13 protein-coding genes are annotated in these 13,579 nt (G+C 72.7%); 5 read left to right on the top strand and 8 right to left on the bottom strand.

The annotated features are described in order from the left end of the window. Positions 1 to 21 precede the first annotated feature (21 nt). The 7 genes from AB5970_RS12150 to AB5970_RS12120 form a co-directional block, all read right to left on the bottom strand. Positions 22 to 1,182: an ABC transporter substrate-binding protein gene (locus AB5970_RS12150; protein WP_370504204.1), complete on the bottom strand. Its 1,161-nt coding sequence runs from the start codon at positions 1,180 to 1,182 to the stop codon at positions 22 to 24. A gap of 66 nt (positions 1,183 to 1,248) precedes the next feature. After that, positions 1,249 to 2,010, bottom strand: a complete 762-nt coding sequence (locus AB5970_RS12145) for an ABC transporter permease (RefSeq protein ID WP_370504203.1) — start codon at positions 2,008 to 2,010, stop codon at positions 1,249 to 1,251. Then, positions 2,007 to 2,807, bottom strand: coding sequence for an ABC transporter ATP-binding protein (locus tag AB5970_RS12140; protein WP_370504202.1), 801 nt, complete (start codon positions 2,805 to 2,807; stop codon positions 2,007 to 2,009). The genes AB5970_RS12145 and AB5970_RS12140 overlap by 4 nt, the downstream gene beginning before the upstream one ends. Further along, the gene (locus tag AB5970_RS12135; protein WP_370504201.1) at positions 2,804 to 3,742 is read right to left on the bottom strand and encodes an ABC transporter permease; all 939 of its coding nucleotides are present in this window, start codon (positions 3,740 to 3,742) and stop codon (positions 2,804 to 2,806) included. Before AB5970_RS12135 ends, AB5970_RS12140 begins: the two co-directional genes overlap by 4 nt. Further along, a complete protein-coding gene (locus AB5970_RS12130; protein WP_370504200.1) occupies positions 3,739 to 4,755 on the bottom strand; it encodes a TIGR03842 family LLM class F420-dependent oxidoreductase in 1,017 nt (338 codons plus the stop codon). Before AB5970_RS12130 ends, AB5970_RS12135 begins: the two co-directional genes overlap by 4 nt. A gap of 11 nt (positions 4,756 to 4,766) precedes the next feature. After that, complete coding sequence (hydA, locus tag AB5970_RS12125; RefSeq protein WP_370504199.1) at positions 4,767 to 6,185, bottom strand: dihydropyrimidinase; 1,419 nt, start codon at positions 6,183 to 6,185, stop codon at positions 4,767 to 4,769. Between the two features lie 16 nt (positions 6,186 to 6,201). Further along, positions 6,202 to 7,050 carry a nitrilase-related carbon-nitrogen hydrolase gene (locus AB5970_RS12120; protein WP_370504198.1) on the bottom strand — a complete coding sequence of 283 codons (849 nt, stop codon included), beginning with the start codon at positions 7,048 to 7,050 and terminating at the stop codon, positions 6,202 to 6,204. A 223-nt stretch (positions 7,051 to 7,273) separates the two neighbouring features. On the opposite strand from AB5970_RS12120, the gene AB5970_RS12115 reads away from it, so the two are divergent. From AB5970_RS12115 to cofD, 5 genes are all read left to right on the top strand, one after another. Next, positions 7,274 to 8,605: a PLP-dependent aminotransferase family protein gene (locus AB5970_RS12115; RefSeq protein WP_370504197.1), complete on the top strand. Its 1,332-nt coding sequence runs from the start codon at positions 7,274 to 7,276 to the stop codon at positions 8,603 to 8,605. A gap of 194 nt (positions 8,606 to 8,799) precedes the next feature. Continuing rightward, positions 8,800 to 9,795 (top strand): putative F420-0 ABC transporter substrate-binding protein, encoded by a 996-nt coding sequence (locus AB5970_RS12110; protein WP_370504196.1) that lies wholly within the window; start codon positions 8,800 to 8,802, stop codon positions 9,793 to 9,795. Further along, complete coding sequence (locus AB5970_RS12105; protein WP_370504195.1) at positions 9,792 to 10,811, top strand: putative F420-0 ABC transporter permease subunit; 1,020 nt, start codon at positions 9,792 to 9,794, stop codon at positions 10,809 to 10,811. The genes AB5970_RS12110 and AB5970_RS12105 overlap by 4 nt, the downstream gene beginning before the upstream one ends. Then, on the top strand, positions 10,802 to 11,587 hold the full coding sequence (locus AB5970_RS12100) for a putative F420-0 ABC transporter ATP-binding protein (protein WP_370504194.1): 786 nt from the start codon (positions 10,802 to 10,804) through the stop codon (positions 11,585 to 11,587). Before AB5970_RS12105 ends, AB5970_RS12100 begins: the two co-directional genes overlap by 10 nt. After that, a complete protein-coding gene (cofD, locus tag AB5970_RS12095) occupies positions 11,584 to 12,528 on the top strand; it encodes a 2-phospho-L-lactate transferase (protein ID WP_370504193.1) in 945 nt (314 codons plus the stop codon). The genes AB5970_RS12100 and cofD overlap by 4 nt, the downstream gene beginning before the upstream one ends. Here cofD and AB5970_RS12090 read toward each other — a convergent pair. After that, a complete protein-coding gene (locus AB5970_RS12090; RefSeq protein ID WP_370504192.1) occupies positions 12,525 to 13,577 on the bottom strand; it encodes a zinc-binding metallopeptidase family protein in 1,053 nt (350 codons plus the stop codon). The two genes, cofD and AB5970_RS12090, sit on opposite strands and share 4 nt — an antisense overlap. Positions 13,578 to 13,579 lie beyond the last annotated feature (2 nt).

Genomic DNA, 13,579 nt, shown 5'->3' with positions numbered 1-13,579 from the left:
TCGACGCCCGCGCGCGAGAGGTCACTTGCCGCCGGCCTCGAGTGTGACGTCGATCGGCGTGAAGTCCTTGCCGTACACGTCGACACCTTCGTCCAGGAGATCGGCCAACGCCTGCGCCACGTAGTCGTTCGTGTACGCGTCGGCGTCGGGCTGGGCCGTGATCACCGTCGCCCCCTGGTCGTTCTTCGTCTTGAGCGCGACGTCGACCGTCTGCTTCCAGGCGGCCTCGTCGATCCTGCCGATGCCATCCGGCGACGGCCAGATCAGCTTGTTGATCTCGTTGGTCTGCCACAGCTGGTGGCTGTTGCCCAGCTGCGAACCCTGGGCCACGACGATGTCCCGCGCCTTCTCCGGGTTGTCGCGCGCGTAGATCCAGCCCTTGAGGCTCGCCTTGATGAACTTCACGGTCTGGTCCTGGTAGTCCTTGTCGTTCGCGAGCTTGTCGGAGTTCGCCCAGATGGCGTCCTGCAGCATCGCGGTGCCCTCGTCGTTCCAGTTCACCGCCGTGAAGTCGTCGGCCGTGTACAGCTGGCCCGTGTCCGGGTTCTCCGCCTCGAGCAGCTGCGCGTACTCGTTGTAGGTCATGGCCTGCGCCGCGTCGATGTCGCCGGCCAGGAACGCGTTCATGTCGAACTGCTGCTGGACCAGGGTCACGTCGGTGGCCGGGTCGATGCCCGCCTTGGTCATGCCGGCGAACAGCTCGAACTCGTTGCCGTAGCCCCAGTTGCCCACCTTCTTGCCCTTGAGGTCGGCGGCCGTGGTGATGTCCTTGTCCTTGAACGCGACCTGGAGCGTGCCTGACCTCTGGAAGATCTGCGCGACGTCGGTGATCCCCGCGCCCTGCTCGCGCGACGCCAGCGCCTTGGGCACCCACGCGATCGCGTAGTCGACCGACCCGTCGGCGAGCACCGACTGCGGGACGATGTCGGTGCCGCCCTCGACGATCTGCACGTCGAGCCCCTCGTCGCGGTAGTAGCCCTGGTCGACCGCGGCGTAGTAGCCGGCGAACTGGGCCTGCGTGAACCACTGCAGCTGGAGCTTGACGGGGATCAGCACCTCCGAGCTCATCGAGGGCTCGTCGCCCGACCCCCCGCCGCTGTCGGAGGTGCATCCCGTCAGAGCGAGCGCGGCGGCGACGCCGACCGCGGCCGCGCCCCACGCAGTACGCCTGGTGAGTCTCATCGTTCTCCCTCTCGTTGGCTGTCTGTGCGGATTCGGCCGGCCTGGCGTCGCTGACAGGCGGACGTTCTAGCCCCCTTGGCGCCTCGCGACGGCGCGCTCCAGGGCGAGCGTCGCGAGGTAGAACACGAGCCCGAGCAGGATCGCGCCGAGCACGAAGGCCCACGCCCGGGCGTAGGCGCTGTTGGACGCGGCCGAGGTGATCCGGGAGCCCAGCCCGTTCTGCAGACCGCCGAAGTACTCCGCGACGATCGCCGCGATCACGGCCGTCGAGGACGCGATGCGCAGGCCCGTGAACAGGTACGGCAGCGCGCCCGGGATCGTCACCGTGCGGGTGATCTGGCGGGGGCTCGCGGCGTACGCGCGGAGCAGGTCGCGGTGCACGGGCTGGACCTGCCGCAGTCCGCGCAGGGTGTTGACGAACACCGGCGCGAACACCACGACCGACACGACGAGGCGGCGCGGCGTGGTCGAGGTGGTGCCGAACATCGTGTTCAGCGCCGGCGCCAGGGCCACGATCGGCATGACGCTCAGCGCGGCCGCCGTCGGCGAGAGCAGCGTGTCCGCCATCCGGCTGCGGGCCGCGACGATCGCCGCGCCGATGGCGATCAGCGCGCCGACCACCAGGCCGACCAGCACGTTCATGCCCGTCGCCAGCGCGGCGGACCACACGAGCGGCACCACCAGCACGAGCTGCTCGACGATCGCGGTCGGGCTGGGCAGCAGGTACGGCTTGATGCCCGTGCCGACGACGACCGCCTGCCAGATCACGAGCGCGACGACCCCCAGCAGGACGGGGGCGACCCAGCGGCGGACGGCGGCGGCGGTCATCGCAGGTCCATCCCGCGCGCGGTGACCGGCGTGCCGTGCAGTGCCTCGCGCACCGCCGTGACCGCCGCGAAGAACGAGGCGTCCTCGCGCAGCCCCTCCCCGCGGTCGGTCCCGAGGTCCACGGGCACGACCGCGCTGATCCGGCCCGGTCGCGGCGACATGACGACCACGCGCTGCGACAGGAACACGGCCTCGGGGATCGAGTGCGTGACGAACACGACCGCGGCGCCGCTCTCGGCGCAGATGCGCACCAGCTCGGTCTGCATGCGCTCGCGCGTCATCTCGTCGAGCGCCCCGAAGGGCTCGTCCATCAGCAGCATGCTCGGCCGCTCGGCCAGGGCCCGGGCGATCGCGACGCGCTGCTGCATGCCGCCCGACAGCTGGTGCGGGAAGTGCCCCGCGAACTCCCCCAGGCCCACCAGCTCCAGCAGCTCGGCCACCCGGCCGGCCCGCTCGGGCTTGCCGATCCCGTGCAGCTCGAGCGGCAGCTCGACGTTCGCGGTCACCGTCCGCCACGGCAGCAGGCCCGCCTGCTGGAACGCGATGCCGTAGTCCTGGGCCTCGCGTGCCTGCTGCGGGGTCTTGCCGAACACGGTGAGCTCGCCCGACGTCGGGACGTCGAGGTCGGCGATCAGCCGCAGCAGGGTCGACTTGCCGCACCCGGACGGGCCGATGAGCGAGACGAACTCCCCGGCCGCGACCGACAGGTCGATGCCCTCGAGCGCGGTCACGTCACCGGACCGGGACGAGAAGACCTTGCCGACGCCGGTCGCCCTCACGGCGAGCGAGTCACTCATCTGACCTCCGCGTAGCGGTAGCGGCCCAGGCCGAGCCCGAGCAGGGACACCAGGCCGGCGGCGAGCAGCCCGAGCAGCGCCGCCGCGGCGATCGCCGCCCACGGCTTGGCCGGGTCGCCGCTGGCGGACTGGGCGTAGCCGATGATCAGCCGCCCGATGCCGCCCTTGGTGCCGGTGGACACCTCGGCGACGATCGCACCGACCACGGCCGTGGCCGCGCCCAGCCGCAGCGCGGGCAGCAGGTACGGCACGCTGGCGGGCAGCCGCAGCGAGACCAGGGTGCGGGTCCAGCCGGCCGCCAACGACCGATACAGCTCGACCTGCGCGGCGGGCGGCGACTGGAAGCCGCGCAGGGCCCCGATGGTCACCGGGAAGAACGCCAGGTAGCTCGCGATGAGCGCCACGGACATCCAGCGCTGCCACTCGAGCTGGCCCAGGTGGATCCGCCCGCCCCAGCCGACCACCAGCGGTGCCAGGGCGATGAGCGGCACCGTCTGGCTGAGCACCACCCAGGGCACCAGCGCGGCCTCCGCCAGCTGCGAGCGCTGCATGAGGGCCGCGAGCAGCAGCCCGCCGATCGAGCCGAGCAGCCAGCCCGCGAGCGCGACCCGCAGCGTGAACCAGCAGGCCGAGAGCATCGCGCTCAGCACCGTGGGTGAGCCGGCGGCCGACGTCTCGGGCTGCAGCACGCGCTGCACGATCTCCCACACGTGCGGCATGGCGAGGTCGTCGGTGCGCGGCAGCACGCTCGCCTCGCCGAGGTGACCGCCCGTGTCGGGCACGACGACCTTGACCAGCTCCCAGAGCGCGACGAGCAGCAGGACGGCGAGCACGCCGACGACGACCCGCCGCCCGAGGCCCCCGCGGCGGGCGCGCACGGGCACGGGGACGGGCGCGGTGCGCTCCGGCGCGAGCGTCGTCGCCAGGTCGGTCATGCGGTGGCCACCACCGGCGTCGCGAGCGCGGGGATGACGTGCTCGCCGTACACGCGCATCGTCTCCTCCTTGTTGTCGTGCTGGAGGTAGCCGGCGAACTGGGTGACGCCGAGGGCCCGCAGGGCCTCGAGCTTCTCGACGTGCTCCTGCGCGCTGCCCAGGATGCAGAACCGCTCGACGATCTCGTCGGGCACGAACGCCGCGTGGGTGTTCCCGGCGCGGCCGTGCTGGTTGTAGTCGTAGCCCTCGCGGCCCGCGATGTAGTCGGTCAGCGCCGTCGGCACCGACGAGTCCGCGCCGTATCGGGACACGATGTCGGCCACGTGGTTGCCGACCATCCCGCCGAACCAGCGGCACTGCTCGCGCATGTGCGCCCGGTCGTCCCCGATGTACATCGGCGCGGCCACGCAGAACTGGATCGCGTCGGGGTCCCGGCCCGCCTGCTCGGCGGCGTCGCGGACGACCTTGATGGTCCACGCGGCGATGTCGGGGTCCGCGAGCTGCAGGATGAACCCGTCGCCCACCTCGCCGGTGAGCTTGAGCGCCAGCGGGCCGTACGCCGCCACCCAGATGTCCAGGGTCGACCCGTGCGACCAGGGGAACCGCACCTCGGCGCCGTGCAGGTAGGCCGGCCGGTCGTTGGCCAGCTCGCGGATCACCTCGATCGACTGGCGCAGGGTCGCCAGGTTGGACGGCTTGCCGTGCAGCGTGCGCACGGCGGAGTCGCCGCGCCCGATCCCGCAGATGGTCCGGTTGCCGTACATCTCGTTGAGCGTGGCGAACAGCGAGGCGATGACCGACCAGTCCCGGGTGGCGGGGTTGGTCACCATGGGCCCGACCATGACCTTGCGGGTGGCCGCCAGGATCGCCGAGTAGATGACGAACGGCTCCTGCCAGAGCAGGTGCGAGTCGAAGGTCCAGACGTGGCTGAACCCGTGGGTCTCCGCCAGGCGGGCCAGCTCGACCGTGCGAGAGGCCGGGGGGTTCGTCTGCAGCACGACGCCGAAGTCCATCTGAGTCCGATCTACAGGAGGTACTGGGACAGGCCGCGCGGCACGAACTTCCCGTGCCCGGCGCGCCCGTGGTAGCCGGACTCGTCCACCACGACGGACCCTCGGGACAGGACCACGTCGACGTGCCCGTCGATCTCGTAGCCCTCCCACGCGGAGTGGTCCATGTTCATGTGGTGCGTCTTGCCCACGCCGATCGACGTGTGCCCCGCAGGGTCGTAGACCACGACGTCGGCGTCGGCACCCGGGGCGACGACGCCCTTGGTCCCGTACAGCCCGAACATCCGCGCCGGCGTGGTGGAGGTGAGCTCGACCCACCGCTCCAGCGTGATCTGGCCCGTGACGACCCCCTGGTACATGAGGTCCATCCGGTGCTCGATCGAGCCGATCCCGTTCGGGATGGCCCGGAAGTCACCGACCCCCAGGTCCTTCTGGCCCTTCATGCAGAAGGGGCAGTGGTCGGTGGAGACCATCTGCAGGTCGTTGGTCCGCAGCGCCTGCCACATGTGCTCCTGGTGACCCTCGGCCCGCGAGCGCAGGGGTGTGGAGCACACCCACTTGGCGCCCTCGAAGCCTGGTGCTCCCAGCTGCTCCTCGAGGCTGAGGTACAGGTACTGCGGACACGTCTCGCCGAACACGTTCTTGCCGGCGTCGCGGGCCCAGGCCAGCTGGGCGACCGCCTGCTTGGCGCTCACGTGCACCACGTACAGCGGGGCACCCGTGACGTCGGCCAGCATGATCGCCCGGTGCGTGGCCTCCTCCTCGAGCTGCCAGGCGCGCGCGATGCCGTGGTAGTACGGGTCGGTCTTGCCCTGGGCCACCAGCTGCGCGGCCAGCACGTCGATGGCCGGTCCGTTCTCCGCGTGCATCATGGTGAGCAGCCCGAGGTCGGCGGCCTTCTGCATCGCGCGCAGGATCTGGGCGTCGTCGGAGTAGAAGACGCCCGGGTAGGCCATGAAGAGCTTGTAGCTGGTGATGCCCTCGGCGACCAGCCCCTCCATCGCCTTGAGCGAGTCCTCGTCGACGCCGCCGATGATCTGGTGGAAGCCGTAGTCGATCGCGCAGTTGCCCGCGGCCTTCTCGTGCCACGCGCCGAGCCCGTCCATGACCCGCTCCCCCGTGCGCTGCACGGCGAAGTCGATGATCGTCGTCGTGCCGCCCCAGGCCGCGGCCCGCGTGCCGGTCTCGAACGTGTCGGACGCGTTGGTGCCGCCGAACGGCAGCTCCATGTGGGTGTGCGCGTCGATCCCGCCCGGGATGACGTACTTCCCGGTGGCGTCGATCACCTGGTCGACGTTCGCGGCGAGGTCGAAGCCGAGCAGCGTCGAGCCCGGGCTGAGCACGGCGGCCACCTTCTCGCCGTCGATGAGCACGTCGGCGGCCGACCGCCCCGTCGCGCTGACGAGGGTGCCACCGGTGATGAGGGTCTTCATGGTCGTCTCCCCTCGCTCAGGGCGCCACGATCGGGCCGTAGGCCTCGGGCCGGCGGTCACGGAAGAACTGCCACCGTTCCCGCACGATCCGCACCTGGTCCAGGTCGAGGTCGCGGACGAGCAGCTGGTTCTCGGTCGACGAGCCCACCTCGCCGACGTAGTTGCCGTCCGGTCCGACGGCGTAGGACGAGCCGTAGAAGTTGACGGCCTCGTCGCCGTACTCGTTGTCCTCGAGCCCCACGCGGTTGTTGGCGACGACGAAGTAGCCGTTGGCCACCGCCGCGGCGGGCTGCTCGATCTCCCAGAGCTTGTTGGAGATGCCCGGTGCCGTCGCGTTGGGGTTGAACACGATCTCCGCGCCGTTCAGCGCGAGCACCCGCCAGCCCTCGGGGAAGTGCCGGTCGTAGCAGATGTTCACGCCGATCTTGCCGACCGCGGTCTCGAACACCGGGTACCCCAGGTTGCCGGGGCGGAAGTAGAACTTCTCCCAGAACTTGGGCAGGTTCGGGATGTGGTGCTTGCGGTACTTGCCCAGGTAGCTGCCGTCCGCGTCGATCACCGCGGCGGTGTTGTACAGGACGCCGGGCTGCTCCTCCTCGTACACGGGGAGCACCATGACGATGCCCAGCTCCTTGGCCAGGGCCGCGAACCTCTCCGTCGTCGGACCCGGCACCGACTCCGCGTAGTCGTAGTAGGCGGTGTCCTGGGTGATCCCGAAGTACGGGCCGTAGAACAGCTCCTGGAACGCGATGATCTGCGCGCCCTGCGAGGCGGCCTCCCGGGCCCAGGCCTCGTGGAGCGCGATCATCGACTCCTTGTCGCCGGTCCAGGTGGCCTGGGTGAACGCGACGCGTACGACGGTCATAGGGCTCCTCCGCATCTTCATCTCGACCGGCCTCGGAGCCCCACGCGGCGCCGGAGTGCCCGTTCTTGGCACCGTAGCCTGGAATGTGACTGTCGGGGTTGAACATTTCTGCGGCGTTACCGCCGGTTTCCTCGGCGCGAACATCGATGACGCGCACGTAAACATCTGCGCCGACCTCCGCCGGCGCACCGCCGCGGCCGTGCGGACGGGCATCCTGGCCCGCATGGACCTCGCCGCGCACGTCGACGACCGCAGCCCCCGCGGGATCGCCGCGACGGTAGCGCGGCTGGTCCGCGGCGGTGACCTGCGGCCCGGCGACCGGCTGCCGACCGTGCGGACCCTCGCGGCCGACCTCGGCGTCAGCCCGGCGACCGTGAGCGGCGCGTGGCAGGCCCTGTCCGCGGTCGGCATCGTCATCTCCCGCGGTCGCGCGGGGACCGTCGTGCTCCCCCCGCCCGCCAGCTGGTTGCCGCCGCGTTACCGCGACCTCGCCGGCGGCGCGCCCGCGCGGCTCGACCTCTCGACCGGGACGCCCGACCCCGAGCTGCTGCCCCTGATCGGTCCCGCCCTGGCCCGCGTCGCGCTGCAGAGCCCGGCCGCCGACACCGGCGCCTACCTGGCGTCTCCCGTGGTGCCGGCGCTCGAGGTGCTGCTGCGCGAGTCGTGGCCGTTCGCCGCCCAGCGGATCACGGTGGTCGACGGCGCGCTCGACGCGATCAGCCGCATCCTCGAGCGCGTCGCGGGGTACGGCTCGCGCGTGGCGGTCGAGGACCCCGGCTTCCCGCCGCTGTTCGACCTGCTCGAGCAGCTGGGCCTCGAGCGGGTGCCCGTGACGCTGGACCGGCACGGCATGCGTCCCGACGAGCTCGAGCGCGCCCTCGAGGGCGGCGCGGGCGTCGTGGTGCTGCAGCCGCGGGCGCACAACCCGACCGGCGTGAGCACCACCTCGACCCGGGCGCGCGAGCTGGCCGCCGTGCTGCGCCGGCACGACGTGCTCGTCGTCGAGGACGACCACTCGGGCGAGATCGCGTCGGCGCGCGACGTCAGCCTGGGCGCGCTGCTGCCCGACCTCGTCGTCCACGTCCGCTCCTACTCCAAGTCCCACGGCCCCGACCTGCGGATCGCCGCCGTCGGTGGGCCGGCCGCGGTGCTCGACGGACTGGTCGCCCGCCGCATGCTCGGGCCCGGCTGGACCAGCCGGCTGCTCCAGCACGTCCTGGTCGACCTGCTCACCGACGGCGGCGCCATCGAGGCCGTCGCGCACGCCCGGCGCGTCTACTTCGCCCGCCGCAGAGCCCTCCGTGAGGCCCTCGCCGGCCTCGGCATCGCGCTCGAGCCCGGCGACGGCATCAACCTCTGGCTCCCGGTCCACGACGAGCGCACCGCGCTGGTCCGGCTCGAGGCCGCCGGCATCCGCGTCGCGCCCGGCGCCCCGTTCAGCGCCGACGGCGCACCGGGCGACGAGGCCGGCGCCCACGTCCGCGTCACGGTCGGGCTGCTCGGCGCCGAGGTCGAGGACGTCGCCCGGGCCCTCGCCCTGGCTGCGGCCCCCTGACCAGGACGACCACGGGCTCCGCTTGCCGAGGAGCCACCCTCCAGGCCTACTCTGTGCGCGGAACCCGGCCGGTCGTGGCCGGGTCGCGCCGCCCGGCTGTGGGCGGCCCTCCGGAGGTGCGACGTGCACCCCACCCCCGCCGCGAGCGAGGCATCGCCGCGCGCACCGCCCGATCACCGGAGCCCCCAGACCCCATGCCCAGAACCCGCACCCTCGTGGCCGCCGCCCTCACCACGCTGGCGCTCGCCGCCTGCTCGGCGCAGGCCACCCCCGACGCCGCGTCCACCGCGACGAGCACGGCGACCCCGAGCGCCACCTTCGCCCCGGTGACGCTCGACAACTGCGGCACCACGGTCACCGTCGACGCGCCGCCGACGAAGGTCGTGACCATCAAGTCGACGGCCACCGAGATGCTGCTGGCGCTCGGCCTCCAGGACGTGATGGTCGGCACGGCGTTCTCGGACGGCCCGGTGCCCGACGACGAGGCGGCCGCGTACGACAAGATCCCCGTGGTCTCGGACAAGGTGCCCGGCCAGGAGGCGCTGCTCGCGCTGGAGCCGGACTTCGTCTACGGCGGCTGGGAGTCCAACTTCTCGGCCGACGGCGCGGGCGACCGCAGCACCCTGCAGGGCCTCGGGATCGGCACGTACGTCTCCCCCGCCGCGTGCAAGGAGGCGGGCTACATGCCCGACCCGCTGACGTTCGACAAGGTCGACGACGAGATCCGCGAGGTCGCGAGCATCTTCGGCGTGCCGGACCGCGCCGAGGCGCTGATCGCGCAGCAGAAGGCCACGCTCGAGAGCGCCACGAAGCCGACCGCCGGGACCACGGCGCTCTGGTACAGCTCGGGCTCCGACACCCCGTACGTGGGCGCGGGCATCGGCGCGCCGCAGATGATCATGGACGCGGCCGGCCTGACCAACATCTTCGCGGACGTGCACGACACCTGGACCTCGGCCGGCTGGGAGCAGATCGTGGCGGCCGACCCGGACGTCATCGTGCTGGTCGACGCCTCGTGGAACACCGCGGCGAAGAAGATCGAGATGCTCGAGGCCAACCCGGCGACCAACCAGCTGACCGCCGTCAAGGAGCACCGGTACCTCACCGTCCCGTTCCCGGCGTCCGAGGCCGGGGTGCGCAACGCTGACGCGGTGAAGTCGCTCGACGACCAGCTCGCCGCGCTGGGGTGAAGGGCCGGACACCGCTGACGCTGCTGGTCGCCGCGGGGCTCGCAGCGCTCGTCGTGACGGTGCTGGTGGCCGTGACGATCGGCCCGGCGGACCTGAGCGTCGCGGAGGTCGCCCGTAGCATCGGCGGCCATCTCGGGCTGCCGGTCCAGGAGGTCCCGCGCCTGCACGACGCGATCGTCTGGGACCTGCGGCTGCCGCGCGTGCTCACGGCGGCCGCGGTGGGGGCGGGGCTGGCCCTGGCCGGCGCGGTGATGCAGAGCCTGACGCGCAACCCGCTGGCGGACCCGTACCTGCTGGGTCTGTCGTCCGGGGCGTCCCTGGGTGCCGTCGCGGTGCTCGTGGTCGGCGTGAGCCTGCTGCTGCCGGTCGCGGCGTTCGCGGGCGCCCTGCTGGCCCTCGTCGCGACCCTCGCCCTCGCCCGCACGGGCGGCACCCTCGCCCCCGGGCGCGCGGTGCTGGCGGGCCTGGCGGTGTCCCAGCTGGCCGCCGCGGGGACCAGCTTCGTCATCTTCTGGACCGCCACGGGCGACTCCTACCGCGAGATCCTCAACTGGCTGCTCGGGTCGCTGGCGGGCGCGACGTGGGGGTCGGTCGCGATCGCGGGGATCGCGGTGGTGGTCGTCGGCAGCGTGCTCGTGCTCAGCGCCACGCGCCTCGACGCCTTCGCCTTCGGCGACACGTCCGCGGCCGCGCTGGGCATCGACGTCGACCGCACGCGCTGGACCCTCATGACCGTCGTCGCGCTGCTCACCGGTGCGATGGTCGCGGTCAGCGGCGCCATCGGGTTCGTCGGCCTGATCCTGCCCCACGCCGTCTCGTCGCTCACGGGTCCGGCCCACCGCCGGCTCCTGCCGGTCGCGGCGCTGAGCGGCGCCGTGTTCCTGGTCTGGGCGGACACGCTCGCACGCACGGTGTTCGACCCGCGCGAGCTGCCGGTCGGCATCGTCACCGCCCTCATCGGCGTGCCGGTGTTCGCCTACCTGCTGCGGCGCGGGAAGGGGTCGGCGTGGACCTGACCCTCGACGGCGTCGGCACCCGCCTGGGCGGCCGGTGGGTGGTGGACGGCATCGACGCGACGCCGCCCGAGGGCCACCTGACCGGCCTGCTCGGCCCCAACGGTGCGGGCAAGACCACCCTGCTGCGGCTGATCGCGGGCCTGCTCCCGCCCGAGAAGGGCGCCGTGCTGGTGGAGGCCGGACCGGTCCACCACCTGCCGCGCCGGGCGCGCGCGCAGCGGATCGCCCTGCTCGAGCAGGAGTCGACCAGCTCCGTCCCCCTCACGGTCCGCGAGGTGGTGTCCCTCGGCCGCATCCCCTACCGGTCCCTGTGGGGCAGCGACCCCGACGAGGCCGCGATCGACCGCGCCCTGGTCAGCGCGCAGGCGGACCACCTGGCCGACCGCCCCTGGTCGTCCCTGTCCGGCGGCGAGCGGCAGCGGGTCCAGATCGCGCGCGCGCTGGCGCAGGAGCCCGACCTGCTGCTGCTCGACGAGCCCACCAACCACCTCGACGTCAGCGCGCAGCTCAGCCTGCTGGCGTTCGTGCGGGACCTGGGCACCACGACGGTCGCGGCCCTGCACGACCTCAACCTCGCGGCGGCGTTCTGCGAGCACGTGCTCGTGCTGAGCGACGGCCACCTCGCCGCCGCCGGCCACCCCCGGGACGTCCTGGTGCCCGACCTGCTGCGCGCGGTCTACGGCGTCGAGGCCGACGTCCTGGAGCACCCCCGCACCGGGCGGCCCGTCATCGCGTTCCACGAGCCGTCCCCCCAGGCCAGGAGGCCCCCCGCGTGAAGATCACCGTCCTGTCCGGCGGCGTCGGCGGCGCCCGCTTCACGCGCGGGCTGCGCGAGCTGGCCGACGCCCAGATCACCGTGATCGCGAACACCGGCGACGACATGTGGCTGCACGGCGTCCGGGTCTGCCCCGACCTCGACACGCTGATGTACACGCTCGGCGGCGCCGTGCACGAGGAGCAGGGCTGGGGGCGGCGCGACGAGTCCCGGCGCGTGAGCGACGACCTGCAGGCCTACGGCCTCGGCTGGGAGTGGTTCACGCTGGGCGACCTCGACCTGGCCACGCACCTCGCCCGCACCGAGCTGCTGCGGGACGGGCTCCCGTTGTCGCAGGTCACGGCCCGGCTGGCGGAGCGGTGGCAGCCGGGCGTGACGCTCCTGCCGATGACCGACGACGAGGTGGAGACCCACGTCGTCGTGGCGGACGGCCGGACGATGCACTTCGAGGAGTGGTGGGTCCGGCACCGCGCGGCGCTGCCGGCGACCCGGTTCGTGCAGACGCACGTGGAGACCGCGCGGCCCGCGCCCGGCGTCCTGGAGGCGATCGCCCACGCCGACGTCGTGGTGATCCCGCCGTCGAACCCCGTGGTCTCGGTCGGCACGATCCTGGCGGTCCCCGGCATCCGCGACGCCCTGCGCGCCACGCCGGCGCCCGTGGTCGGCATCAGCCCTGTGATCGGCGGTGCGCCCGTGCGCGGCATGGCCGACGCGTGCCTGGCCGCCATCGGCGTCGAGACGACCGCGCGCGCCGTGGCCGAGCACTACGGCCGGCGCCCGGACGGGATCCTCGACGCGTGGCTGGTCGACCGGCGCGACTCCGACGCCGTGCCGGCGCTGGAGGCCGCCGGCTTCGTCGCGCGGGCCGTCGACACCCTCATGACCGACGTGCCGACGACCGCCCGCATCGCGACGGACGCCCTCGCCCTCGTGGGCCGCTAGGACCCGAGCGGCTGCTCCACCCGGGACGCCGTCACGACGCGGTGCACGAAGTCGAGCTTGCGGGCCACGGGCGCGGCGATGGTGAACGGGTACAGGTCGCTCTTGCCCATCGCGCGGTTGACCCGGTTGAGGAACGTGGCGAGCGGGAGCCAGTCGGCGAGGATCTCGTCCATGCTCGCGTCCGCGTAGCTGGTGCGCGGACGCACCTGGCCGTCGGCGATCTGCGGCACGCCCTCGACCTCGACCGTCAGCCGGCCCGCGGCGGCCGTCTGCAGCGTGCTCGTGAGGTGCAGGTAGTGGGCGAAGCACTCCGCGAAGTCCTCCCACGGGTGCATCGTCGCGTACTCGGAGATGAAGCTCTCGGCCCAGTCCCGCGGTGCACCCTCGCGGTAGTGCCGGGCGATGGCGTCGCGGTAGGACGCGCGCTCGTCGCCGAACAACGTCCGGCACTCGTCGATCCAGCCCGTCTGCTCGACCAGGATCCACTCGTAGTAGTGCCCGACCTCGTGCCGGAAGTGGCCGAGCATCGTGCGGTACGGCTCGCCCAGGCTGATCCGCAGCGCCTCACGGTGCGCGTCGAGGGACTCCGCCAGGTCGATGGTGACGATGCCGTTCGCGTGCCCGATCACCACGCGGGAGCCGTCGGACCGGGACGAGAGCAGGTCGAAGCCGAGCCCGCCGGGCCGCTCGTACCAGGGCGTGATCGGCAGCCCGAGGTCGGCCAGCTGCACGAGCAGGCGGCGCTTGTCCGCCGACGCCGTCGCCAGCTTCTCCAGCGCGAGGGTGTCGTCGTTGCCCGGCCGGGTGCGCGTGAGCCGGCACGAGACGCACTGCCCGGACCCAGAGTCCGCCGCCGCGAGCCAGTTGCACTGCCAGAGCCGGTTCGTGCACGGGAACCACCACGTGCCGTCGATGTCGGTCCCCTGCTCGGGCGCGGGGCGCATCGTGAGCGTCGGGGGGTGCAGCCCCATCTGGAGCCCGCAGGCCTCGCAGGCGGTGGTCTCGATGAAGGCGACGCTCCCGCAGCGCGGGCAACGGTAGAGGAGCACGC

The organism is Cellulomonas sp. ICMP 17802 (assembly GCF_041295535.1).
Lineage (GTDB): Bacteria > Actinomycetota > Actinomycetes > Actinomycetales > Cellulomonadaceae > Cellulomonas.
Note: the sequence above shows the minus strand (reverse complement) of the source record. Positions and strands in the feature narration are given on the sequence as shown.